Genomic DNA, 23,343 nt, shown 5'->3' with positions numbered 1-23,343 from the left:
GAGAGCCGCGCTTCCCCCGGACGGAGGGGAGGCGCGGCTCTCTGGTTCGGGGCGGCTCTAGTACGACGAGCCGGACGCGCCCAGCGAACCCGTGGGGTGCCAGACCGTCTTCGTCTCCAGGAACGCCGTCATACGGTCGATCCCCGGGGTCTCCGTGTAATCCACAGGCTGTGGACGAAGAACCCGCTTGAGGTTGTCCGCCGCCGCGATCTCCAGCTCCTTCGCCAATACGTCGTCGGCGCCCGCGAGGTCGATGGCGTTGACGTCCTGGTGCGCGGCCAGCGGCGTCGCGATCTCCGCCGTACGGCCCGACAGGACGTTGACGACACCGCCGGGCAGGTCGGAGGTGGCCAGGACCTCGCCGAGGGAGAGGGCCGGGAGCGGGGACTCCTCGCTCGCGATCACGATCGCCGTGTTGCCGGTCGCGATCACCGGGGCGATCACCGAGACCAGGCCGAGGAACGACGACTCCTGGGGGGCCAGGACGACGACCACGCCGGTCGGTTCGGGCGAGGAGAGGTTGAAGTACGGGCCCGCGACCGGGTTCGCGCCCCCCACGACCTGGGCGATCTTGTCGGTCCAGCCCGCGTACCAGACCCAGCGGTCGATCGCCGCGTCCACCTGCGCCGCGGCCTTGGACTTCGACAGGCCCTCGGCGTCGGCCACTTCACGCACGAACTGCTCGCGGCGGCCCTCCAGCATCTCGGCGATGCGGTAGAGGATCTGCCCGCGGTTGTACGCCGTCGCCCCGGACCAGGGCCCGACCGCCTTGCGCGCGGCCACCACCGCGTCACGGGCGTCCTTGCGGGACGAAAGGGGCGCGTTGGCCAGCCAGTTGCCCTTGGAGTCGGTCACTTCGTACACCCGGCCGCTTTCGGAGCGGGGGAACTTGCCCCCGACGTACAGCTTGTAGGTCTTGAAGACGGAGAGTCGGGTCGCGTCAGACATCGAGGTACGCCTCCAGGCCGTGGCGGCCGCCCTCGCGGCCGAAGCCCGACTCCTTGTAACCGCCGAACGGCGAGGTCGGGTCGAACTTGTTGAACGTGTTGGACCAGATCACGCCCGCGCGCAGCTTGCTCGCCACGGCGAGGATCCGCGACCCCTTCTCCGTCCAGATGCCCGCCGACAGGCCGTACTGGCTGTTGTTGGCCTTGGCGACGGCCTCGTCCGGGGTGCGGAAGGTGAGGACGGACAGCACCGGGCCGAAGATCTCGTCGCGGGCGATGGTGTGCGCCTGGGTGACGTTGGTGAACAGCGTCGGGGCGAACCAGTAGCCGCTCTCCGGCAGTTCACAGGCGGGCGACCAGCGCTCGCCGCCCTCCGCCTCGCCCCGCTCGACGAGCGAGGTGATCCGGGCGAGCTGCTCCTCGGAGTTGATCGCGCCGATGTCGGTGTTCTTGTCCAGCGGGTCGCCGAGGCGGAGCGTGGACAGCCGGCGCTTGAGGGAGTCGAGGAGCTCGTCCTGGATCGACTCCTGGACCAGCAGACGCGAGCCCGCGCAGCAGACCTGGCCCTGGTTGAAGAAGATGCCGTTGACGATGCCCTCGACGGCCTGGTCGATCGGGGCGTCGTCGAAGACGATGTTGGCGCCCTTGCCGCCCAGTTCGAGGGTGAGCTTCTTACGGGTGCCGGCGACCGTCTTCGCGATCTCCTTGCCGACCGCGGTGGAGCCGGTGAAGGCCACCTTGTTCACGTCCGGGTGGGCCACCAGGGCCGCGCCCGTGTCGCCGTAGCCCGGAAGGATGTTGACGACACCCTTGGGCAGGCCCGCCTGGCGGCAGATGTCCGCGAAGAAGAGAGCGGAAAGGGGGGTGGTCTCGGCGGGCTTCAGGACGACCGTGTTGCCGGTCGCGAGCGCCGGGGCGATCTTCCACGCCAGCATCAGGAGGGGGAAGTTCCAGGGGATGACCTGGCCGGCCACGCCGAGCGGCTTCGGGTTCGCGCCGTAGCCGGCGTGGTCGAGCTTGTCGGCCCAGCCCGCGTAGTAGAAGAAGTGCGCGGCGACCAGGGGGAGGTCGGCGTCGCGGGTCTCCTTGATCGGCTTGCCGTTGTCCAGGGTCTCCAGTACGGCGAGCTCGCGGCTGCGCTCCTGGATGATCCGGGCGATCCGGAACAGGTACTTGGCGCGCTCGGAGCCGGGCAGCGCCGACCACTTCTCGAACGCCTTGCGGGCGGCCTTCACGGCCCGGTCGACGTCCGCCTCGCCGGCCTGGGCGACCTCGGAGAGGACCTCCTCGGTCGACGGGCTGACCGTCTTGAAGACCTTGCCGTCGGCCGCGTCAACGAACTCGCCGTCGATGAACAGGCCGTAGGACGGGGCGATGTCGACGACCGAGCGGGACTCGGGTGCCGGTGCGTATTCGAATACGGAAGCCATGATGATCAGTCCACCGTCACGTAGTCGGGGCCGGAGTAGCGGCCGGTGGCCAGCTTCTGACGCTGCATCAGCAGGTCGTTCAGCAGGGAGGAGGCGCCGAAGCGGAACCAGTGGTTGTCCAGCCAGTCCTCGCCGACCGTCTCGTTCACCAGGACCAGGAACTTGATCGCGTCCTTGGTCGTACGGATACCGCCGGCCGGCTTCACGCCGACCTGTACCCCGGTCTGGGCGCGGAAGTCCCGCACGGCCTCCAGCATGAGCAGGGTGTTCGCGGGGGTCGCGTTCACCGCCACCTTGCCGGTCGACGTCTTGATGAAGTCGGCGCCCGCGAGCATGCCGAGCCAGCTCGCGCGCCGGATGTTGTCGTACGTCGACAGCTCGCCGGTCTCGAAGATGACCTTCAGGCGGGCGCTCGCACCGCAGGCCTCCTTCACGGCGACGATCTCGTCGTAGACCTTCAGGTAGTTCCCCGCGAGGAAGGCTCCGCGGTCGATGACCATGTCGATCTCGTCGGCACCCGCGGCGACGGCGTCCCGCACGTCCGCCAGCTTCACCGGGAGGGCGGCGCGGCCGGCCGGGAAGGCGGTGGCGACGGAGGCCACCTTCACGCCGGAACCGGCGACGGCCTCCTTGGCCACGGCCACCATGTCCGGGTACACGCAGACCGCGGCCGTGGTCGGGGTCGTCCGGTCGGTGGGGTCGGGGTGGACCGCCTTGGCGCCGAGCGCCCGGACCTTGCCCGGGGTGTCCGCGCCTTCCAGCGTCGTCAGGTCGACCATCGAGATCGCGAGGTCGATGGCGTAGGCCTTGGCGGTCGTCTTGATGGAACGGGTGCCGAGGGAGGCGGCGCGCGCCTCCAGGCCGACCGCGTCGACGCCGGGCAGCCCGTGGAGGAAGCGGCGCAGCGTGCTGTCGGACGCGGTGACGTCCGAGAGGGTCTTCGCTGCGGTGGGTGCATTGGTGGGCATGGTCACCAGACGAGCATATCTACGCGCGTAGCGGCTGTACACCCCCGGGCGCTGGTGACTGCGTCGGGCAGAATCGGGGCCATGACGACCCCGGGACACCCCTCACCAGCGCAGGTTCCTCCATCGAGGGACCGGGTTTATCGCTCGCCCATGGGCATCACGGGTGGGGTACTGCTGCTGGGCATTGTGCTGTGGCTCGGGATCGACGCGCTGGTGCAGGGGGACGGGCGGACGCCTTGGCTGGCGCTGGCGTCGTTGATCCTTGTGGTGCCTGGGGTGGCCGCGTTCACGCTGCGGCCGGCCGTCTTCGCCGATGAGGATCGGCTGCGGATCCGGAATCCGTTCCGGGTGGTGGCGTTGCCGTGGGGGCAGGTCGCCTCTTTGCGGTCCGGGTACTCCAATGAGGTGTTGGCCAAGTCCGGGGCGAAGTATCAGTTGTGGGCGATTCCTGTTTCGCTGCGGGCTCGGAAGAAGGCGGCGAGGCGCTCCGCTCGGGCGGAGGCCGAGAGAAGCGGCCGGGGCGGACGGGGTGCTGGGCTTGGGCTTGGTTTTGGGGGGCTCGGGGGCGGCGGTGAGATTGACGGGCCCGCTCGTGCCGAGACCGACAAGGTGATGGACGACCTTCGGGAGCTGCTTGTTACGCGGGAGAAGGAGGAGTCCGCGCAGGGGGATGTCGCCGTGCGGTGGGCCTATGAGGTCATCGGGCCTGTGGTGGCGGGGGCGGTTTTGTTGATCATTCTGCTGGTGGTCGGCTGAGCGACTTCCGGGGTGCCTCCGTGCGGGGGCACCCTTCGTCAGTCGGTGTGACGGCTCAGATGCCGGCCGCCGCCGACAGGTCCCGCTTGATGGCCTCCAGGAGGTCGGTGGCCCTGGCGCGGGCCGCCGGGAGGGCGGAGTGGTCGGTGACCGGGACGACGACCTCCAGGTAGCACTTGAGCTTGGGCTCCGTGCCGCTGGGGCGGACGATCACACGGGCGCCGTCCAGGGTGTAGCGCAGGCCGTCGGTGGGCGGGAGCTTGTCCGTGCCCTGCGTGAGGTCCTCGGCGCGGGTGATGGCCAGGCCCGCCAGCTCGGTCGGCGGCCGCTCGCGCAGGCGGCGCATGGCGTCCGCGATGACGGAGAGGTCCTCGACGCGGACCGAGAGCTGGTCGGTGGCGTGCAGCCCGTGCTCGACGGCGAGGTCGTCGAGGAGGTCGAGGAGCGTGCGGCCCCGCTCCTTCAGCTCCGAGGCCAGCTCGGCGATCAGCAGGGCGGCGGTGATGCCGTCCTTGTCACGCACGCCCTCGGGGTCGACGCAGTAGCCGAGGGCCTCCTCGTAGCCGTAGCGCAGGCCGTCGACGCGGGCGATCCACTTGAAGCCGGTGAGGGTCTCCTCGTACGGGAGGTTCGCCTTCTCGGCGATCCGGCCGAGGAGGGAGGAGGAGACGATCGACTCGGCGAACGTGCCGGTCGCGCCGCGGCGGACCAGGTGCGCGGCGAGCAGCGCGCCGACCTCGTCGCCGCGCAGCATCCGCCAGCCGTCGCCGTCCTTGACGGCCACGGCGCAGCGGTCGGCGTCCGGATCGTTGGCGATGATGAGATCCGGCTCGGTCTCGCGGGCCTTCGCGAAGGCGAGGTCCATCGCGCCGGGCTCTTCCGGGTTGGGGAAGGCGACGGTGGGGAAGTCCGGGTCGGGCTCGGCCTGCTCTGCGACCAGCGCGGGCGCCGGGAAGCCGGCCCTCGCGAACGCGGCGAGCAGCACGTCCTTGCCGACGCCGTGCATGGCCGTGTAGACCGTGCGGGCGGTGCGGGGGGAGCCCTGGGCGAGGACGGCGTCCGTGCGGGCGAGGTAGGCGTCGAGTACGCCCTCGTCGAGGGTCTCCCAGCCGGTGGTGGGGCGGGGGACCGTGGTGAGGGAGCCGATGGCGTCGATCTCGGCGGCGATCTCGGCGTCGGCGGGGGGAACGATCTGTGATCCGTCGCCGAGGTAGACCTTGTAGCCGTTGTCGCGGGGCGGGTTGTGGCTGGCGGTGACTTCGACGCCGGCGACCGCGCCGAGGTGCCTTATGGCGTACGCCAGGACGGGGGTGGGGAGGGGGCGGGGGAGTACGGCGGCCCGCAGACCTGCGCCCGTCATGACGGCGGCCGTGTCGCGGGCGAAGTCCTCCGACTTGTGGCGGGCGTCGTAGCCGATGACTACGAGGCCGCCTTCCTGGCCCTGCTTCTTCAGGTACGCAGCGAGGCCGGCGGCGGCGCGGATGACGACCGTGCGGTTCATGCGCATGGGGCCGGCGCCGAGTTCGCCGCGGAGGCCGGCGGTGCCGAACTGGAGGGTGCCGGTGAAGCGTGTGGCGAGCTCTGCGGTGTCCTTGGCGTCGATCAGGTCGGCGAGTTCGGCGCGGGTGTCCGCGTCGGGGTCCTCGACCAGCCATGCCTTGGCGCGGGCGATGAGATCGTCGTGCACGGTCAACCTCTCGGTTCGGGGGGAGGGTGGGAGTTCGGGGGTGCGCCGTCCGGTGTTCGCCCCCGCCGCCCCTACCCATTCCCGTCCCTGGGGGCTGCCGCCCCCAGACCCCCGCTTCGGCCCTCAAGGGGCCTCGTCCTCAAACGCCGGACGGGCTAAAAGGGGGGCAGCGCCTCTGGGGATGGGAACGGGTAGGGGCGGCTGGGGCGGAAGACGTTCCGTCGGACTACAGCCGGCCCAGCACCTGGGCCAGCAGGGAGCCCATCCGGGTCGCGCTGTCGCGGCCCGCCTGGAGGACTTCCTCGTGGTTCAGCGGCTCGCCCGTCATACCCGCGGCGAGGTTCGTGACCAGGGAGATACCCAGCACCTCCGCGCCCGCCTCACGCGCCGCGATGGCCTCCAGGACCGTCGACATGCCCACCAGGTCCGCCCCGATGACCCGCGCCATACGGATCTCCGCCGGAGTCTCGTAGTGCGGACCGGGGAACTGGGCGTAGACACCCTCCTCCAGCGTGGGGTCGATCTCCTTGCACAGCGCCCGCAGCCGCGGCGAGTACAGATCCGTCAGATCGACGAAGTTCGCGCCCACGATCGGCGACGTCGCGGTGAGGTTGATGTGGTCGCTGATCAGGACCGGCTGCCCGGGGCGCATGCCCTCCCGCAGACCACCGCACCCGTTCGTCAGCACGACCGTCTTGCAGCCGGCCGCCACCGCCGTACGGACGCCGTGCGCGACCGCGGCCACGCCACGGCCCTCGTAGTAGTGCGTACGCCCGAGGAAGACCAGCGCCCGCTTCTCGCCGATCTTGTACGAGCGGATCTTGCCGCCGTGGCCCGCGACCGCCGGTGGCGGGAACCCGGGCAGCTCGGTGACCTGGAACTCGGCGTCGGGAGCGCCGAGGGCGTCCACGGCCGGTGCCCAGCCGGAGCCCATCACGAGGGCGACGTCGTGGGTCTCGGCCCCCGTCAGTTCGCGCAGGCGAGCGGCGGCGGCGTCGGCGGCGGCGTACGGGTCGCCCTGGATGTCGTCCGGAAGAAGAGATGCGTTCACGCCGACGAGGGTAGCCGGTCAATGCCTACGCGCGTAGATGACAGAGCCCACGGGATGGGGATCGTTGCCTTGTTGTTTCCGACGAAACGCTCCGCGGGCAGGGCGGTCACTCCTCGGTGACGAAGACGTCCTTGTCGTTGAAGACCTCGACGATGAAGATCAGCAACCGGCCCATGCTGATGGTGTACTCGACCAGGATGTTCTGCGTCAGCCGGATGGTCCTGTCGTCGCCCGTGGCGCTTATCGGCCGGGACAGGGCCGGAAAAGGGTCACGCGCCAGCAGCGAGATGCCCTTGTCGAACGCGGCACGCTGCTGGTCGTCGAGCCGGTCACGGGCAGCGGCGGCCTGCTCGGTGAAGTAGGTCTGGTAGGTGCGCGAACCGGTCATGAGCCGAGTTTATGACCCTCAGGCCCTCAGCAAGGCCGCTTCCGCAGCTCCATCACGTAGTCGTGGGGCGCGCCCGCCGACTCCGCCGCGTCCGCGAGTTCGCCGAGGTAGCGGGCCGACGGGAGGCCCCCCTCGTAGCCGTTCAGGACGTACACCCACGCCGGTTCCTCGCCGTCCAGGGTGGCCGCCCGTACCCGCGCCCGGCGGTAGACGCCGAGGCCGACGCCCTCCCAGCGGTCCAGGGACTCCTCGTCCATGGGGGCGATGTCGTACAGCGCGACGAACACCTGGGACGCGGGGTCCTCGACGATCGTCGCCAGCGCGCCCTCCCAGCCCATCTGCTCGCCCCCGAAGGTCAGCCGCCATCCGTTCAGCCAGCCGGTGGCGCGCAGCGGCGAATGCGGGGCGCGGCGGGTCATCAGCCGCGCGTCGAGGTTGCCGGCGTACGCGGCGTAGAGCGACATGGGGAGAGGGTACGGCAGGGCGCAACGGCAGTCCCTCCCGTAACGGTGGGGTCTCGGGCGGGCCCCTGGGCCGTAGCACCGCGGCGCGTGCGGGACAATGGAGTACGTGACTCGGATCGTGATCATCGGTGGCGGACCCGGCGGATACGAAGCGGCGCTGGTCGCCGCTCAGCTCGGCGCGGAGGTGACCGTCGTCGACTGCGACGGTCTGGGCGGGGCGTCGGTGCTGACCGATTGCGTGCCGTCGAAGACCCTTATCGCTACGGCCGAGGTGATGACCACCTTCGATTCGTCGTACGAAGAGCTCGGCATCATCGTCGCCGACGACACCCCCCACATCGACACCCCCGCGCGGGTCGTCGGCGTGGACCTCGGCAAGGTCAACCGACGTGTGAAGCGGCTCGCGCTCGCGCAGTCGCACGACATCACCGCCTCCGTCACCCGCGCGGGCGCCCGGGTCATGCGCGGCCGCGGCAGGCTCGACGGCATGCAGGCCCTCGACGGCTCCCGCAAGGTGATCGTCGCCGCCGCCGACGGCACCGAGGAGACCCTCGTCGCCGACGCCGTCCTCATCGCCACCGGCGGTCACCCGCGCGAGCTGCCCGACGCCCAGCCCGACGGCGAGCGCATCCTCAACTGGACCCAGGTCTACGACCTCGACGAGCTGCCCGAAGAGCTCATCGTGGTCGGTTCGGGTGTGACGGGTGCCGAGTTCGCCGGCGCCTACCAGGCGCTCGGCTCCAAGGTCACCCTCGTGTCGTCGCGTGACCGCGTGCTGCCGGGCGAGGACCCGGACGCCGCCGCCGTGCTGGAGGACGTCTTCCGCCGGCGCGGCATGAACGTCATGGCCCGCTCCCGCGCCGCCGCCGCCAAGCGCGTCGGCGACCGCGTCGAGGTCACCCTCGCCGACGGCCGTGTCATCACCGGCTCGCACTGCCTCATGGCCGTCGGCGCCATCCCGAACAGCGCCGGGCTCGGCCTGGAGGAGGCCGGCGTCAAGCTGCGCGAGTCCGGTCACATCTGGACCGACAAGGTGTCCAGGACGACGGCTCCCGGTGTGTACGCCGCCGGTGACGTCACCGGCGTCTTCGCCCTCGCCTCCGTCGCCGCGATGCAGGGCCGTATCGCCATGTACCACTTCCTCGGCGACGCGGTGGCCCCGCTGAACCTGAAGACGGTCTCGTCGAACGTCTTCACCGACCCCGAGATCGCGACCGTCGGCTACTCGCAGGCCGACGTGGACGCCGGAAAGATCGACGCCCGTGTCGTCAAGCTCCCGCTGCTGCGCAACCCGCGCGCCAAGATGCAGGGCATCCGGGACGGCTTCGTCAAGATCTTCTGCCGCCCGGGCACCGGCATCGTGGTCGGCGGTGTGGTCGTGTCCCCGCGCGCCTCGGAACTGATCCACCCCATCTCGATCGCCGTCGACAACAATCTGACGGTCGAACAGATCGCGAACGCGTTCACCGTGTACCCCTCTCTTTCGGGGTCGATCGCCGAGGTGGCCCGGCAGCTGCACACCCGCAAGAGCGGCGGCGAGCTCTGACGGCTTGAACCGACTCCCCGCTGGTCACGGGGAGTTGTCGAGCATGCGTACGGCATAGGGTGCGGGCTTAGCTCCTATACCACTTCCCGCCCTCCTGTGCGAACAACTTCTGCTATTCGGCGCAAACTGCTGAAACCAGACGGTCGTTGGGGTTACTGTCAGTTTCGTGTTCGCTGCAGAACGTCGCCAATTGATCCTCGAAATGGTGCGAGCGAACGGGGCCGTGTCGCTCCGTGAGCTCGCCCGCGTCGTCCAGACCTCCGAAGTGACCGTACGGCGGGACGTGCGCGCGCTGGAGGCAGAAGGACTCCTCGACCGCCGGCATGGCGGTGCGGTATTGCCGGGCGGGTTCACGCGGGAGTCCGGCTTTCCGCAGAAGTCACATCTCGCGACCGCCGAGAAGACGGCCATCGCCGATCTCGCCGCGAACTTCGTCGAAGAGGGCGAGGCCATCGTGGTCGGGGCCGGTACGACCACGCAGGAGCTGGCCCGTCGGCTGGCCCGGGTGCCCGGACTGACCGTCGTCACCAACTCCCTGCTGGTGGCCCAGGCGTTGGCCCATGCGAACCGGGTGGAGGTCGTGATGACCGGCGGCACCCTGCGCGGTTCGAACTACGCCCTCGTCGGCTCCGGCGCCGAGCAGTCCCTGCAGGGGCTGCGGGTGTCGCGGGCCTTCCTGTCCGGGAGCGGCCTCACGGCCGAGCGCGGGCTTTCCACCTCCAATATGCTCTCGGCGTCCGTCGACCGGGCGCTGGTGCAGGCGGCGGCGGAGGTCGTCGTGCTCGCCGATCACACCAAGCTCGGTACGGACACGATGTTCCAGACCGTGCCCACGGATGTGATCACGCGGCTGGTGACCGACGAGCCGCCGGGCCATGACGACCGTGCCCAGACCGAGCTTCAGGCCCTTGCCGATCAGGGGGTGCAGATCGCCGTGGCCGGGGCGAGTGGGAGCCCGGGGGGTGACGAAGTCCCGGCGCGGCGCGCTACGCGGTCTGTGCCGGGGCCTAGGCGGAGTGCTCCTGCTGGGCTTCGTTCGGCTGTAATCGGGGAGCCCGCGCCAGGGGCTGAGCGGGGGCGCGTCGCTGATTTGCGGCGGCGTTAGGTTGGCGCCACACACAGCCCCGCGCCCCTAGGTGGGTTTCAGACCCCTCAGTGTCAGCATCAGCAATCGGTCCGCCAACTCCGGGTCCCCCGGCGTCTCCCCCGCCGCCAGCGCGATGGCGTGCGTCAGTTGGAGCAGGTCTGCGATTGCTACGTCCTCTCTGATCGTGCCCGCGTCCTGCGCTCTGGTCAGTAGCTCGCTGCCCGCTTCCCTGATGGGGTCGCTGCAACGTGCCAAGGCTGACGTGTCGTCGTTGGTCACCGACATCAGGGCTCGGGACAGACCCCGGTACTCGCTCGCGTGCTCGACCATCTCGCGTAGCCAGGTCACCAAGGCCCCGCACGGCTCCGGGGCCCGGCTCAGTTCGCGGGCCCGGGACAGCAGGTCGCTCACCGCGTCCTCGAAGACCGCGCTCAGCAGGGCGTGGCGGTTGGGGAAGTGGCGGTAGAGGGTGCCGATGCCTACGCCCGCTCTGCGGGCCACGTCCTCCAGGGACGCGTCCGTGCCGTGTTCGGCGAAGGCGGTGCGGGCCTCGGTGAGGAGACGCTCGTGGTTGCGCCGGGCATCGGCGCGCATGGCGCGCGGAGCAACCTGCGGTGCCGCCGCACCTTCACTCTCCGCGGTCCCGCGCGACATCGCGCCCACCATGGCTCCCACCTGCCCTCATCCATGCCCGGCTGTTCCTTCAGGATGCCATCGCACACCCGCGAGCGGCCTTCCCGGACCGTCCGGCGGTCATGACGTCTCTTACAGGATGTCCCGGGCGGGAGCGGCGCCGTGCGACGGGGAAGAACGAGGCGCCCGGTGGACTGTCTGCTCCAGTCCACCGGGCGCCTCGGGGTGCTCGTACGGGTCAGTCCTTGATCTCGCAGATCGCCGCGCCCGAGGTGATCGACGCGCCGACCTCAGCGGCCAGGCCCTTGATGGTGCCGGACTTGTGGGCGTTGAGCGGCTGCTCCATCTTCATGGCCTCCAGGACGACGACCATGTCGCCCTCCTTGACCTCCTGGCCCTCCTCGACCGCGACCTTGACGATCGTGCCCTGCATCGGGGAGGCGAGGGTGTCGCCGGAGGCGACGGGGCCGGACTTCTTGGCCGCGCGGCGCTTGGGCTTGGCGCCCGCCGCGAGGCCCGTGCGGGCCAGCGACATGCCGAGCGAGGACGGGAGGGAGACCTCCAGGCGCTTGCCGCCCACCTCGACGACGACCGTCTCACGGCCCGGCTCCTCGTCCGTGTCCACGTCGGCGGGCGCGGCGAAGGGCTTGATCTCGTTGACGAACTCGGTCTCGATCCAGCGGGTGTGGACCGTGAACGGGTCCTCGCTGCCGGTCAGTTCGGGGGCGAACGCCGGGTCCTGGACGACCGCGCGGTGGAACGGAATGGCGGTGGCCATGCCTTCGACCTGGAACTCCTCCAGGGCGCGGGCGGCCCGCTGGAGGGCCTCCTTACGGGTGCGGCCGGTGACGATCAGCTTGGCCAGCAGGGAGTCCCAGGCCGGGCCGATGACCGAGCCGGACTCCACGCCCGCGTCCAGGCGGACGCCGGGGCCGGTGGGCGGGCCGAACGCGGTGACCGTGCCGGGGGCGGGGAGGAAGTTACGGCCCGGGTCCTCGCCGTTGATGCGGAACTCGAAGGAGTGGCCGCGCAGCGCCGGGTCGCCGTAACCCAGCTCCTCGCCGTCGGCGATACGGAACATCTCGCGGACCAGGTCGATGCCGGCGACCTCCTCGGTGACCGGGTGCTCCACCTGGAGACGGGTGTTGACCTCCAGGAAGGAGATCGTGCCGTCCAGGCCGACCAGGAACTCGACGGTGCCGGCGCCGACGTAACCGGCCTCCTTCAGGATGGCCTTGGAGGAGGAGTACAGCTCGGCGATCTGCTCGTCGGACAGGAACGGCGCCGGGGCCTCCTCGACCAGCTTCTGGTGGCGGCGCTGGAGCGAGCAGTCACGGGTCGACACGACGACGACATTGCCGTGGCTGTCGGCCAGGCACTGGGTCTCCACGTGCCGCGGCTTGTCCAGGTAGCGCTCGACGAAGCACTCGCCGCGCCCGAAGGCGGCGACGGCCTCACGGACGGCCGAGTCGTAGAGCTCGGGCACCTCTTCGAGGGTCCGGGCGACCTTCAGACCGCGGCCACCGCCACCGAAGGCGGCCTTGATCGCGATCGGCAGGCCGTGCTCCTCGGCGAAGGCGACGACCTCCTCCGCGCCGGAGACCGGGTCGGGCGTACCGGCGACCAGCGGGGCGCCGGCGCGCTGGGCGATGTGCCGGGCGGCGACCTTGTCACCGAGGTCCCGGATGGCCTGCGGCGGCGGACCGATCCAGATCAGGTCCGCGTCGAGAACCGCCTGCGCGAAGTCGGCGTTCTCGGAGAGGAAGCCGTAGCCGGGGTGGATGGCGTCGGCCCCCGACTCGCGCGCCGCCTTCAGGACTTTCTCGATGTCCAGGTAGCTGGTGGCCGGGGTGTCACCGCCTAGGGCGAACGCCTCATCCGCGGCGCGGACATGCAGAGCATCCCGGTCCGGGTCGGCGTATACGGCCACGCTCGCGATACCGGCGTCCCGGCACGCCCGGGCCACGCGGACAGCGATTTCGCCACGGTTGGCGATGAGCACCTTGCGCACGATTGAGGCTCCCTCCTTGAAACAAGCCGAGTTTAGGGACTGCCGACACGGCACTTCGACCCGTCCCCAATGGTGAGCTTGCCCACACGGAGCGTGATTCGAGGCTCGCTCGACCCGCGAAATCCCTTGTCGCACCGCGGTACGAAGGACTCCTCCCGGAAACCCTAGCCGCCCGTTGTGGTCAAGGTCTCTGTCATCAGGTGCTGCGGGCCACTCTGTTTCTTTGTCGAGTCCCTACGAATGGCCCAACGATTCTTTGCCCCTCCCTGAACCCTTGTCCCGAGGTTTACCCGTTAGTAGCGTTCGCTTGTCTCGAACGTACTTGGAGTAACCGCAGTCCTGCTAGGACGGCGCTAGAGCGCTCGGAAGTGGGTGGGGGCCGGTGGTGCGCAGACCGGTGGCGTGGGTGGTGGCGGTCGTCCTCTTCGCCGAGGCATTCGGCATCGCGGCGGTCCAGTGGTTCCTGGGCGTCGTGGTCGACCGCCAGGACATGTCCCTGGCGGGACTCGACTCCGATGTGATGTCCGTGTCCTCGAAGATCGGCGGAGTGGTCTTCGGGCTCTACTTCGCGCTGTGCGCCCTGGTGGCCCTCCTGGTCGCGCTACGGGACCGTCCGGCGGTGGGTCTCGGCCGGATGCTGTTGATCAGCGCGGCGGTCGTGCACGGGCTGCTGGGGGCGTTCGCCTGGGGCCTGGTGGGCTGGGGCGCGTTCCTGTTCATGGTGGTGGTGCTGGGGCTGATCGTGCTGCTGCTCATGACGTACGACGCCGAGGAGACGCCGGCTGACGCGCACCCGGAGGCCGGTTCCGGGCCGGAGCCCACGAACGGGGCTGCGCCTGCGTGAGCGCCCCCTCTTCGGCGCCGACAGACAGCGGGTGCGAAGTCGTGCATGCGGGTGCCATGCCCATCTCGCCCCGCCCAACCCCCGTACGACTGACGCACGTTCATGTACGCCGTCCGAGATCAGGTCCACAGGTCGGTGATGGAGATCCCCAACTGGCCCAGCAGCCGCCGTACGAGCGGCAGGCTGATGCCGATGACATTGCCGTGGTCGCCGTCGATGCCGTCGATGAACGGGGCCGAGCGGCCGTCGAGGGTGAACGCCCCGGCGACGTAGAGGGGTTCGCCCGAGGCGACGTACGCGGCGATCTCCTCGTCGGTCGGGTCGCCGAAGCGGACGACCGTCGAGGCCGTGGCGGAGGCGTACCGTCCGCGCACCGTGTCCCAGACGCAGTGGCCCGTCTGGAGCGTGCCCGCCCGTCCGCGCATCGACTTCCAGCGGGCGGTGGCCTCCTCGGCGTCCGCGGGCTTGCCGAGGGGCTCCCCGTCCAGTTCGAGGACCGAGTCGCAGCCGATCACCAGGGCGCCCATGACCTCGGGCTTCGCCGCCACGACGGAGGCCTTTGCCTCGGCCAGGGCGAGGGCCAGCTCGGCCGGCGTGGGCGCGGTGACGGCGTCCTCGTCGACGCCGCTCACGATGACCTCCGGGTCCAGTCCGGCCTGGCGCAGGAGGTTCAGGCGGGCGGGGGAGGCGGAGGCCAGGACGAGTCGGCGGCGGGGCTGATCAGTCATGCGGTTCAGCGTAGTCCGGTCACGAGCATCGCGAGCACCATGGCCAACGCGACGAACACGCCCAGTCTCCGCAGCATGTTCTGTACGTCGCGGAGTTCCTTGGGCGGTTCGTCTTCGGGGTCGGACCACAGCATGTCACCAGCGTGTGGCTTGGCCGGGTCAGGGCGCCTGAGTATGCGTACTTAAATGGCGCCCCTGGTTCCGCGTCGGTTCAGCTGGGCCAGTAAGTACGTGCCCACGTCGTCGGGCCCGGCTGCGGCAGGCGGTGGGCCGCGATTCTTGCCGGGTCCGACCACGAGTCCCGTTCGGTGGGCGCGCCGGGCGGCACCGAGGCCGCCGCCGCGGCGCGGGCTCTGACCACCGCCAGGGCGGCGGCCAGCTCCTCCGGTGTCGGGTTGCCCCGCAGCACCTTGATCGTCATGACGGCTCCTGGGGCTAGAGGGGGATGTTGCCGTGCTTCTTCGGGGGCAGGGACGCCCGCTTGGTGCGCAGCTGACGCAGGCCGCGCACGATGTGGCGGCGGGTCTCCGACGGCATGATCACGGCGTCGATGTAGCCGCGCTCGGCCGCGATGTAGGGGTTGAGGAGGGTGTCCTCGTACTCCTGGATCAGGCGGGCACGGGTCGCGTCCACGTCGTCCGCCTCGGCGATCGTGCGGCGGTGCAGGATGTTGACCGCGCCCTGGGCGCCCATGACGGCGATCTGGGCGGTCGGCCAGGCGAGGTTGAGGTCGGCGCCCAGGTGCTTGGAGCCCATGACGTCGTAGGCGCCGCCGAAGGCCTTGCGGGTGATGACCGTGATCAGCGGGACCGTCGCCTCGGCGTAGGCGTAGATCAGCTTGGCGCCGCGGCGGATGATGCCGGTGTGCTCCTGGTCCACCCCGGGCAGGAAGCCGGGCACGTCGACGAAGGTGAGGACGGGGACGTTGAAGGCGTCACACGTGCGGACGAACCGCGCGGCCTTCTCGCTCGCGTCGATGTCGAGGCAGCCAGCGAACTGCATCGGCTGGTTGGCGACGATGCCGACGGGACGGCCCTCGACCCGGCCGAAGCCGGTGAGGATGTTCGGCGCGAACAGCGGCTGCGTCTCGAAGAACTCGGCATCGTCCACGATGTGCTCGATCACCGTGTGCATGTCGTACGGCTGGTTCGCGCTGTCCGGCACGATCGCATCCAGCTCGCGGTCCTCGTCGCTGAGTTCGAGGTCCGCCTCCTCCGGGAAGGCCGGGGGCTCGGAGAGGTTGTTGGACGGCAGGTACGACAGCAACTGCTTGACGTACTCGATGGCGTCCTTCTCGTCCCCGGCCATGTGGTGGGCCACGCCGGAGGCCGAGTTGTGGGTGCGTGCGCCGCCCAGCTCCTCGAAGCCGACGTCCTCGCCGGTGACGGTCTTGATGACATCAGGGCCGGTGATGAACATGTGCGAGGTCTGGTCGACCATGACCGTGAAGTCGGTGATGGCGGGGGAGTAGACCGCCCCGCCCGCGCACGGGCCGACGACCAGGCTGATCTGCGGGATCACACCGGAGGCGTGGGTGTTGCGGCGGAAGATCTCGCCGTAGGCGCCGAGCGAGGCCACGCCCTCCTGGATGCGGGCGCCGCCGGAGTCGTTGATGCCGATCACCGGGCAGCCGGTCTTCAGGGCGAAGTCCATGACCTTGACTATCTTCTGGCCGTAGACCTCGCCGAGGGCGCCGCCGAAGACGGTGAAGTCCTGGGAGAACACGGCGACGGGGCGGCCGTCGACGGTGCCGTACCCGACGACCACGCCGTCGCCGTAGGGGCGGTTCTTCTCCAGGCCGAAGTTGGTGGAGCGGTGCCGGGCGAACTCGTCGAGCTCGACGAACGACCCCTCGTCGAGCAGGAGCTCGATGCGCTCACGGGCCGTCAACTTGCCCTTGGCGTGCTGCTTCTCGACGGCGCGTGCGGAGCCGGCGTGCGTCGCTTCGTCGATGCGGCGCTGAAGATCCGCGAGCTTGCCCGCGGTGGTGTGGATGTCGATCTGCTCTTCCGGCTCGGACATCGGGATCGCGGCTCCCTGCCTGCTCAAAAGGGGGGACGGTTACTCATCCGTAGACTAGTGGTGCGCCTACCATTCGGCAGTGCGGCGTTTCACACACCTAGGGTGGCTTGCATGACGCCGCGAGATACATCAGACGACAGCCGCTGGTCCGACCTGGAACGTCCCCCGCTCAATGGCGCGGCGCTGCGCCGGGCGCTGGTGAAGGACGGCGGGCACGGGGGCCTCTACTGCGACGTGGAAGTGGTGCAGCGCACCGGCTCCACCAACTCCGACCTGGTGGCCCTGGCCAGGGAGGGTACGGCCATGGAAGGCGCGGTCCTGGTCGCGGAGGAGCAGACGTCGGGGCGGGGGCGACTCGACCGGCGATGGACGGCACCGCCCCGCTCGGGCCTCTTCTTCTCCGTCCTGCTGAAGCCGACCGCCGTTCCGGTCTCCCGCTGGGGCTGGCTGCCGCTGCTCACCGGTGTGGCGGTGGCGGCGGGGCTTTCGCGGGCGGCCGGGGTCGATACGGCACTCAAGTGGCCCAACGACCTGCTGGTGACCGTCGGCGGGGAGGAGCGCAAGGCCGGGGGCATCCTCGCGGAGCGGGCCGGGGACGACGGGGTGGTGGTCGGCGTCGGTATCAACGTCACCCTCAAGGAGGAGGAACTTCCGGTGCCCCAGGCGGGGTCGCTGGCGCTGGCCGGGGCGGTGACCACGGACCGGGATCCCTTGCTGCGGGCGGTGCTGCGGTCGTTGGAGGACTGGTACGGGCGGTGGCGGTCGGCCGGGGGCGACCCCGCGGTGAGCGGCCTCCAGGCGACGTACGCGGCGGGGTGCGCGACGCTCGGGCGAGTGGTGCGGGCGGAGCTGCCGGGGGATCGGTCGCTGGTCGGGGAGGCGGTGGCGGTGGACGGGGACGGCCGCCTGGTGATCGCCACGGAGGAGGGTGTGCGGGAGCCGGTGGGGGCGGGGGACATCGTGCATCTGCGTCCGGCGTGAGCCGGCCACGCCGGACGCAGCTACCACGACCCCGCGTACAGGAAACGGCCGCGATCAGGAAACCCTTCGCCCCACTTAACGGAGTGAGCTGGCGCACACCTGCCGTAGAGTTGGGGCCGGTCGATACCTGACCGCGGCAGATCGGAAGGGCAGCAGGCGTGACCGTCGACGACACGGGCTCCGGCATGGACCCCCACGCCGCCGACCCCGGCGAAGATCCACTCGCCCTGCGTCTCGAACAGCTCATCCTCGGCGCGGAGCGGCGCTACACCCCCTTTCAGGCCGCCCGCAGCGCCGGTGTCTCCATGGAGCTGGCGTCCCGTTTCTGGCGGGCCATGGGCTTCGCCGACATCGGGCAGGCAAAGGCGCTGACCGAGGCGGACGTACTGGCGCTCAGACGCCTCGCCGGTCTCGTCGAGGCGGGGCTGCTCAGCGAGGCCATGGCCGTACAGGTGGCGAGGTCCACCGGGCAGACCACCGCCCGGCTGGCCGAGTGGCAGATCGACTCCTTCCTGGAGGGCCTGACCGAGCCCCCGGAACCGGGCATGACCCGAACCGAGGTGACGTACCCGATCATCGAGCTGCTCCTGCCCGAGCTGGAGGAGTTCCTCGTCTACGTCTGGCGCCGTCAGCTCGCCGCCTCGGCCGGCCGGGTCATCCAGGCCGCCGACGACGAGGAGATGGTCGACCGGCGCCTCGCCGTCGGCTTCGCGGACCTCGTCGGGTTCACACGGCTGACCCGCCGCATGGAGGAGGAGGAGCTCGGCGAACTCGTCGAGGCATTCGAGACCACCGCCGCCGACCTGGTCGCCGCGCGCGGTGGACGGCTCATCAAGACGCTCGGCGACGAGGTGCTGTACTCGGCCGACGACGCGGGTGTCGCCGCCGAGATCGCGCTGCGGCTCATCGAGACCATGGCGAACGACGAGACCATGCCCGAGCTGCGGGTGGGCATCGCCTTCGGCACGGTGACCACTCGTATGGGCGATGTCTTCGGTACGACCGTGAACCTGGCCTCCCGGCTGACCTCGATAGCTCCACGGGACGCAGTCCTCGTCGACAGCGCTTTCGCGGAGGAGCTGATCCGTACCGGTGAGGCGCCGGCCTCCGAGGCGGAGGCGGCCGAGGCCGCTGCGGCCGCGGAGAAGGAGGGCGAGGAGCCGCCGACGTACCGTTTCGGGCTCCAGCCGATGTGGCAGCGGCCGGTGCGTGGCCTCGGCGTGGTCGAGCCGTGGCTGCTCACGCGTCGGGACGGGACGCCGTCGTAGCAGACGGATGGTCGTGGTGCTTGCTCAGCGGGTCCACGCACAGTCCGATGATCGGAACGCATACGCCGGGCGGGTCGGACGGGCTGGGCGACGGCTGCGGGCCCGGAGTGTTCGGGGGCCCGCTGGGGGCGGGCGTCGGCGCGGCCACGGGCGGCTGCGGGGTCGTCGTCGTGGGCTGCGGCTGAGGTGTGATGGTGTTCGGGGCCTCGGGGATGGTCGTGGCCGGGTCCCGGGGCGATGCGGGTGTGGTCGTCGGGGAGGTTGTCGATACGAGCCTCGGGGGCGCCGTGGGGGTGGCGCTCAGGCCGCCCATCACGGTGGTCGCGGACGGGCTGACCTGCGGGGTCTCGCCCACGGTCGCGGCGGCGTTCGTGGCGCGGTCCGTGGCCGGGGTGCTGTCCCCGCTGGGGTCCAGCCGGGGTTCCGCCCCGGGTGTGCCGAGGCCGCCGAGCCCGGACTCGGGGGTCAGTCGTACGAGGCTCAGGGCGCCGGCCGCGAGGGCGAGGCCGCCCGCGGCGAGGAGGACCTTGCGGGGGCGGGGGCGGCGGTGCCGGCCGCGAGGGCCGAAGAGGCGGGTCGGGGCGCCGGCCTCCGCGCCCTCTGTGGTCTCCGTCGCCGACGATTCCGTAACCGCCATCACGATCCCTCCCCGATGCGCTCGCGCCCTCGGTGCGCCGTGGCGGACGCACGCTACGCGCTCCGGCGGGTGGGGGAAGCGCGGTTGCGGGGGATGTCACTCGAACGGGGGTGCCTTCCCCCTGGGGGGTCGGGCTGCGATGATCGGGGCGGTTGTTGTTAACCCGCGTTAACCGGAGGGTGTCATGAGCGAGGAGCGGTACGGGGACTTCGTGCTGGTACGGCGGCACGGGGACGGCGGGCATGTCGCGGAACTCGCCCTGGACCGGCCGAAGGCCATGAACGCCGTGTCGTCGGAGATGGCGCGGTCGGTGGGGGCGGCGTGTGCGGCGCTGGGGGCGGACGCGAGCGTACGGGTCGTGGTGCTGACGTCCACGCATGAGCGGGCGTTCTGTGTCGGGGCGGATCTGAAGGAGCGGAACTCGTTCAGTGACGCGGATCTGCTGCGGCAGCGGCCGGTGACCCGCGGGGCGTACACGGGGGTGCTGGACCTGCCGGTGCCGACGATCGCGGCGGTGCATGGGTTTGCGCTGGGGGGTGGGTTCGAGCTGGCGCTGTCGTGCGACCTGATCGTGGCGGACTCGACTGCTGTGGTGGGGCTGCCGGAGGTGTCGGTCGGGGTGATTCCGGGGGGTGGCGGTACGCAGTTGCTGCCGCGGCGGGTCGGGGCGGCTCGGGCGGCGGAGCTGATCTTCACGGCGCGGCGGGTCGAGGCCGTGGAGGCGCGGGAGTTGGGGCTGGTGGATCAGCTGGTGGAGGCGGGGCGGGACCGGGAGGAGGCGCTGTCCGTGGCCGGCCGTATCGCGGGGAACTCTCCGGTGGGGCTGAGGGCGGCCAAGCGGGCGCTGCGGCTCGGGCATGGGCTGGATCTTCGGGCCGGTCTTGAGGTCGAGGACGCGGCGTGGCGAGCGGTGGCGTTCTCGGGGGACCGGGCGGAGGGCGTGGCGGCGTTCAACGAGAAGCGGAAGCCTGAGTGGCCGGGGGAGTGACGGCGCGGTAGGCGGGGTTACGTGGGTTCGACCCCGGGCGACACCTGTTCGCCGTATCAATGTCCCTGTTTGTCGTGAACCTCCCTAGCCTGGAGTGATGGGTGAGGACAATCGGCTCGGGACCGTTGTGGGGTTGGCGCAGGGGATGGCGGCGGCGCACGGTTCTCGGGAGGCTTGGCGGGCCGCCGCGAGTGGGGCCTGCCGTGCGCTCGGGGGGAGTTTCGCCGCGCTGTCCGTGTGGGAGCGGGAGCTCGGGCGGTTGCGGGTGCTGGTGAATGTGGGGGACCGCGCGCCCGATGAGGAGGAGTTCCCCGAGGGTGAGGCGTACCCCGTCCATCAGTTCCCCGAGATCACCGAGTTCCTGCACGAGCGCTGGGCAGGCGGCGGTGAGCCCAACGCCTGGGTCGAGACCGCGGAGGGGCCGGCGGCGGGGCGGCGCCCCGGGTACGTCCATCAGCGCGTCGCCGCACTGCGCCGCCGTGGCCGTGGGTGCTGTGTCGTCGCGCCGATCGTGCTGCACGGAAGAGCGTGGGGCGAGCTCTACGTCGCCCGCCCCACCGGCGCGCCCGTCTTCGAACGGGAGGACGCCGACTTCGCCACCGTCCTCGCCGCCGTCGTCGCCGCCGGGATCGCCCAGGCGGAACGGCTGGAGGAGGCCCGGCGGCTGGCGTACACCGACGCGCTCACCGGTCTCGCCAACCGTCGAGCCGTGGACGGACGACTCGACGAGGCCGTCGAACGGCACCGCAGGGACGGTGTCGTCGTCAGCCTCGTCGTCTGCGATCTGAACGGGCTCAAGCGCGTCAACGACACCCTCGGGCACTCCGTCGGCGACCGCCTGCTGGAGCGTTTCGGCTCGGTTCTCTCCCTGTGCGGCGCCATGCTCCCCGGCACCCTCGCGGCCCGTCTCGGCGGCGACGAGTTCTGTCTGCTCGCCGTCGGCCCGCCCGCCGACGAGGTCGTCCGCGCCGCCGACGAACTGTGCCGCCGGGCCGCCGAGTTGGAGCTGGGCGAGGGGGTGGCCTGCGGGGTCGCCTCCACCGCCGACCCCATCGGCCCCGTCCGCTCGGCACGTCGCCTCTTCCGGCTGGCCGACGCCGCCCAGTACCGTGCCAAGGCCATGCGAGCCACCAAGCCGGTGGTTGCGGGGCGGGAAGGGCCCGACGATCCCGTCGTACGGCTGGCCGACGCCCCCTCCACCGAGCCGCCGACCGGCGAACGCCGTCGCTTCCGTGGTCGCAGCCCTGACGAACCGGCGTGACCGATCGGTAAGGGTCGAACCCGCCCCCCACTGGTGACATCTTGGAATTCACTGCGTACGCTCCTGAATATGGATATGCACACTGTGGTGGTGGGGACGTCCGGCGTGGCGGCGTCCGACGTTCTCGCCGTGGCGCGCGGCGGCGCCCGCGTCGAGCTCAGCCAGGAGGCCGTGGCCGCCCTCGCCGCGGCCCGGGAGATCGTGGACGCCCTCGCGGCCAAGCCCGAGCCCGTCTACGGCGTCTCCACCGGCTTCGGCGCCCTGGCGACCCGGCACATCAGCCAGGAGCTGCGCGCTCAGCTCCAGCGCAACATCGTCCGCTCGCACGCCGCCGGCATGGGCCCGCGCGTGGAGCGCGAGGTCGTGCGCGCGCTCATGTTCCTGCGGCTCAAGACCGTCTGCTCGGGGCACACCGGCGTTCGCCCCGAGGTCGCGCAGACCATGGCCGACGTGCTGAACGCCGGCATCACCCCGGTCGTCCACGAGTACGGCTCCCTCGGCTGCTCCGGCGACCTCGCCCCGCTCTCCCACTGCGCCCTCGCGCTCATGGGCGAGGGAGACGCGGAAGGGCCCGACGGCGTCGTACGCCCCGCCGGTGAACTGCTCGCCGAGCACGGCATCGCCCCCGTCGAGCTGCGCGAGAAGGAGGGCCTCGCCCTCCTCAACGGCACCGACGGCATGCTCGGCATGCTGATCATGGCGCTGGCGGATCTGGACACCCTCTACAAGTCCGCCGACATCACCGCCGCCCTCTCCCTCGAAGCGCTCCTCGGCACCGACAAGGTGCTGGCCCCCGAGCTGCACGCCATCCGCCCCCATCCGGGGCAGGGCGCCTCCGCCGCCAACATGCTCGCCGTACTGAAGGACTCCCAGCTCACCGGGCACCACCAGGACGACGCCCCGCGTGTCCAGGACGCCTACTCCGTGCGCTGCGCCCCGCAGGTCGCCGGTGCCGGGCGGGACACCATGGCGCACGCGCGCGTGGTGGCCGAGCGGGAGCTGGCCTCCGCCGTGGACAACCCCGTCGTCCTGCCGGACGGGCGAGTGGAGTCCAACGGCAACTTCCACGGGGCGCCGGTCGCCTATGTCCTGGACTTCCTCGCCATCGCCGCCGCCGACCTCGCGTCCATCGCCGAGCGGCGGACCGACCGGCTGCTCGACAAGAACCGCAGCCACGGCCTGCCGCCGTTCCTCGCGGACGACGCGGGCGTCGACTCGGGGCTCATGATCGCGCAGTACACGCAGGCCGCGCTGGTGAGCGAGATGAAGCGGCTCGCGGTGCCCGCCTCGGCCGACTCGATCCCCTCCTCCGCCATGCAGGAGGACCATGTCTCCATGGGGTGGTCGGCCGCGCGGAAGCTGCGTAACGCCGTCGACAACCTCACGCGGGTCGTCGCGATCGAGCTGTACGCGGCCACGCGGGGCGTCGAACTGCGGGAGGGGCTCGCCCCCGCGCCCGCCACGCAGGCCGTCATCGAGGCCGTACGGAAGGCGGGCGTGCAGGGGCCCGGGCCGGACCGTTTCCTCGCGCCCGACCTCGCCGCCGCGGACACGTTCGTGCGCGAGGGGCGGCTGGTCGCGGCCGTGGAGGCCATCACCGGACCGCTCCAGTAGGCGGACAGCACGGAGCCCCGCCGCCCTGAGGG

Annotated in this window: 23 protein-coding genes; 9 read left to right on the top strand and 14 right to left on the bottom strand. The window is 71.0% G+C overall.

Features of this window, described 5'->3' with window-relative positions; genetic code table 11:
* Positions 1-57 precede the first annotated feature (57 nt).
* Genes H4N64_RS04520 through deoC form a run of 3 tightly spaced genes read right to left on the bottom strand, consistent with a single transcriptional unit; the run spans position 58 to position 3,345 of the window.
* A complete protein-coding gene (locus tag H4N64_RS04520) occupies positions 58-948 on the bottom strand; it encodes an aldehyde dehydrogenase family protein (protein ID WP_186280779.1) in 891 nt (296 codons plus the stop codon).
* Positions 941-2,377 (bottom strand): aldehyde dehydrogenase family protein, encoded by a 1,437-nt coding sequence (locus H4N64_RS04515; protein ID WP_186280778.1) that lies wholly within the window; start codon positions 2,375-2,377, stop codon positions 941-943. The genes H4N64_RS04520 and H4N64_RS04515 overlap by 8 nt, the downstream gene beginning before the upstream one ends.
* Positions 2,378-2,382: 5 nt before the next feature.
* A complete protein-coding gene (deoC, locus tag H4N64_RS04510; protein WP_186280832.1) occupies positions 2,383-3,345 on the bottom strand; it encodes a deoxyribose-phosphate aldolase in 963 nt (320 codons plus the stop codon).
* An 81-nt stretch (positions 3,346-3,426) separates the two neighbouring features.
* On the opposite strand from deoC, the gene H4N64_RS04505 reads away from it, so the two are divergent.
* On the top strand, positions 3,427-4,101 hold the full coding sequence (locus H4N64_RS04505; RefSeq protein ID WP_186280777.1) for a PH domain-containing protein: 675 nt from the start codon (positions 3,427-3,429) through the stop codon (positions 4,099-4,101).
* Positions 4,102-4,156: 55 nt separating this feature from the next.
* On the opposite strand, the gene H4N64_RS04500 is transcribed toward H4N64_RS04505, so the two are convergent.
* The 4 genes from H4N64_RS04500 to H4N64_RS04485 all read right to left on the bottom strand — a co-directional run bounded on the left by H4N64_RS04500 (position 4,157) and on the right by H4N64_RS04485 (position 7,691).
* Positions 4,157-5,788 carry a phosphohexomutase domain-containing protein gene (locus tag H4N64_RS04500; protein ID WP_186280776.1) on the bottom strand — a complete coding sequence of 544 codons (1,632 nt, stop codon included), beginning with the start codon at positions 5,786-5,788 and terminating at the stop codon, positions 4,157-4,159.
* A gap of 226 nt (positions 5,789-6,014) precedes the next feature.
* Positions 6,015-6,839, bottom strand: a complete 825-nt coding sequence (locus H4N64_RS04495; RefSeq protein WP_186280775.1) for a purine-nucleoside phosphorylase — start codon at positions 6,837-6,839, stop codon at positions 6,015-6,017.
* A gap of 106 nt (positions 6,840-6,945) precedes the next feature.
* A complete protein-coding gene (locus H4N64_RS04490; RefSeq protein ID WP_186280774.1) occupies positions 6,946-7,227 on the bottom strand; it encodes a type II toxin-antitoxin system RelE family toxin in 282 nt (93 codons plus the stop codon).
* Positions 7,228-7,253: 26 nt separating this feature from the next.
* A complete protein-coding gene (locus H4N64_RS04485) occupies positions 7,254-7,691 on the bottom strand; it encodes a gamma-glutamylcyclotransferase family protein (RefSeq protein ID WP_186280773.1) in 438 nt (145 codons plus the stop codon).
* A 97-nt stretch (positions 7,692-7,788) separates the two neighbouring features.
* Between H4N64_RS04485 and H4N64_RS04480 the strand changes: the two genes are divergently transcribed.
* Positions 7,789-9,237, top strand: coding sequence for an NAD(P)H-quinone dehydrogenase (locus H4N64_RS04480; RefSeq protein WP_186280772.1), 1,449 nt, complete (start codon positions 7,789-7,791; stop codon positions 9,235-9,237).
* A gap of 166 nt (positions 9,238-9,403) precedes the next feature.
* On the top strand, positions 9,404-10,342 hold the full coding sequence (locus tag H4N64_RS04475; protein WP_186280771.1) for a DeoR family transcriptional regulator: 939 nt from the start codon (positions 9,404-9,406) through the stop codon (positions 10,340-10,342).
* Between the two features lie 27 nt (positions 10,343-10,369).
* On the opposite strand, the gene H4N64_RS04470 is transcribed toward H4N64_RS04475, so the two are convergent.
* Together H4N64_RS04470 and H4N64_RS04465 are read right to left on the bottom strand one after the other, a co-directional pair.
* Complete coding sequence (locus H4N64_RS04470) at positions 10,370-10,918, bottom strand: TetR/AcrR family transcriptional regulator (RefSeq protein WP_472910301.1); 549 nt, start codon at positions 10,916-10,918, stop codon at positions 10,370-10,372.
* Positions 10,919-11,195: 277 nt separating this feature from the next.
* Positions 11,196-12,968: an ATP-binding protein gene (locus tag H4N64_RS04465; RefSeq protein ID WP_186280769.1), complete on the bottom strand. Its 1,773-nt coding sequence runs from the start codon at positions 12,966-12,968 to the stop codon at positions 11,196-11,198.
* Between the two features lie 382 nt (positions 12,969-13,350).
* Between H4N64_RS04465 and H4N64_RS04460 the strand changes: the two genes are divergently transcribed.
* Positions 13,351-13,812 carry a hypothetical protein gene (locus tag H4N64_RS04460; protein WP_186280768.1) on the top strand — a complete coding sequence of 154 codons (462 nt, stop codon included), beginning with the start codon at positions 13,351-13,353 and terminating at the stop codon, positions 13,810-13,812.
* Between the two features lie 119 nt (positions 13,813-13,931).
* Here H4N64_RS04460 and H4N64_RS04455 read toward each other — a convergent pair whose 3' ends face one another.
* The 4 genes from H4N64_RS04455 to H4N64_RS04445 form a co-directional block, all read right to left on the bottom strand.
* Positions 13,932-14,540, bottom strand: coding sequence for a Maf family protein (locus H4N64_RS04455; protein ID WP_186280767.1), 609 nt, complete (start codon positions 14,538-14,540; stop codon positions 13,932-13,934).
* 5 nt (positions 14,541-14,545) lie between these two features.
* On the bottom strand, positions 14,546-14,674 hold the full coding sequence (mmpB, locus tag H4N64_RS44810; protein WP_260859534.1) for a morphogenic membrane protein MmpB: 129 nt from the start codon (positions 14,672-14,674) through the stop codon (positions 14,546-14,548).
* A gap of 77 nt (positions 14,675-14,751) precedes the next feature.
* A complete protein-coding gene (locus tag H4N64_RS04450; protein WP_186280766.1) occupies positions 14,752-14,961 on the bottom strand; it encodes an acyl-CoA carboxylase epsilon subunit in 210 nt (69 codons plus the stop codon).
* Positions 14,962-14,975: 14 nt separating this feature from the next.
* Positions 14,976-16,562 carry an acyl-CoA carboxylase subunit beta gene (locus H4N64_RS04445; RefSeq protein WP_186280765.1) on the bottom strand — a complete coding sequence of 529 codons (1,587 nt, stop codon included), beginning with the start codon at positions 16,560-16,562 and terminating at the stop codon, positions 14,976-14,978.
* Between the two features lie 111 nt (positions 16,563-16,673).
* Here H4N64_RS04445 and H4N64_RS04440 point away from each other — a divergent pair, with 111 nt between their 5' ends.
* Together H4N64_RS04440 and H4N64_RS04435 are read left to right on the top strand one after the other, a co-directional pair.
* On the top strand, positions 16,674-17,543 hold the full coding sequence (locus tag H4N64_RS04440; protein ID WP_186280764.1) for a biotin--[acetyl-CoA-carboxylase] ligase: 870 nt from the start codon (positions 16,674-16,676) through the stop codon (positions 17,541-17,543).
* A 158-nt stretch (positions 17,544-17,701) separates the two neighbouring features.
* Positions 17,702-18,811, top strand: coding sequence for an adenylate/guanylate cyclase domain-containing protein (locus H4N64_RS04435; protein WP_186280763.1), 1,110 nt, complete (start codon positions 17,702-17,704; stop codon positions 18,809-18,811).
* Here H4N64_RS04435 and H4N64_RS04430 read toward each other — a convergent pair.
* Positions 18,783-19,448: a hypothetical protein gene (locus H4N64_RS04430; RefSeq protein WP_186280762.1), complete on the bottom strand. Its 666-nt coding sequence runs from the start codon at positions 19,446-19,448 to the stop codon at positions 18,783-18,785. The two genes, H4N64_RS04435 and H4N64_RS04430, sit on opposite strands and share 29 nt — an antisense overlap.
* A 184-nt stretch (positions 19,449-19,632) precedes the next feature.
* Between H4N64_RS04430 and H4N64_RS04425 the strand changes: the two genes are divergently transcribed.
* The 3 genes from H4N64_RS04425 to hutH all read left to right on the top strand — a co-directional run bounded on the left by H4N64_RS04425 (position 19,633) and on the right by hutH (position 23,311).
* Complete coding sequence (locus H4N64_RS04425) at positions 19,633-20,436, top strand: enoyl-CoA hydratase/isomerase family protein (protein ID WP_186280761.1); 804 nt, start codon at positions 19,633-19,635, stop codon at positions 20,434-20,436.
* Between the two features lie 97 nt (positions 20,437-20,533).
* On the top strand, positions 20,534-21,697 hold the full coding sequence (locus H4N64_RS04420) for a GGDEF domain-containing protein (protein ID WP_186280760.1): 1,164 nt from the start codon (positions 20,534-20,536) through the stop codon (positions 21,695-21,697).
* 75 nt (positions 21,698-21,772) lie between these two features.
* Positions 21,773-23,311, top strand: a complete 1,539-nt coding sequence (gene hutH / locus H4N64_RS04415; protein ID WP_186280831.1) for a histidine ammonia-lyase — start codon at positions 21,773-21,775, stop codon at positions 23,309-23,311.
* Positions 23,312-23,343: the final 32 nt, after the last annotated feature.

This window comes from Streptomyces cupreus (assembly GCF_014257025.1).
GTDB classification, from domain to species: Bacteria; Actinomycetota; Actinomycetes; order Streptomycetales; family Streptomycetaceae; genus Streptomyces; species Streptomyces cupreus.
The sequence above is the reverse complement of the archived record's forward strand: the minus strand, read 5'-3'. Positions and strand labels throughout refer to the sequence as shown.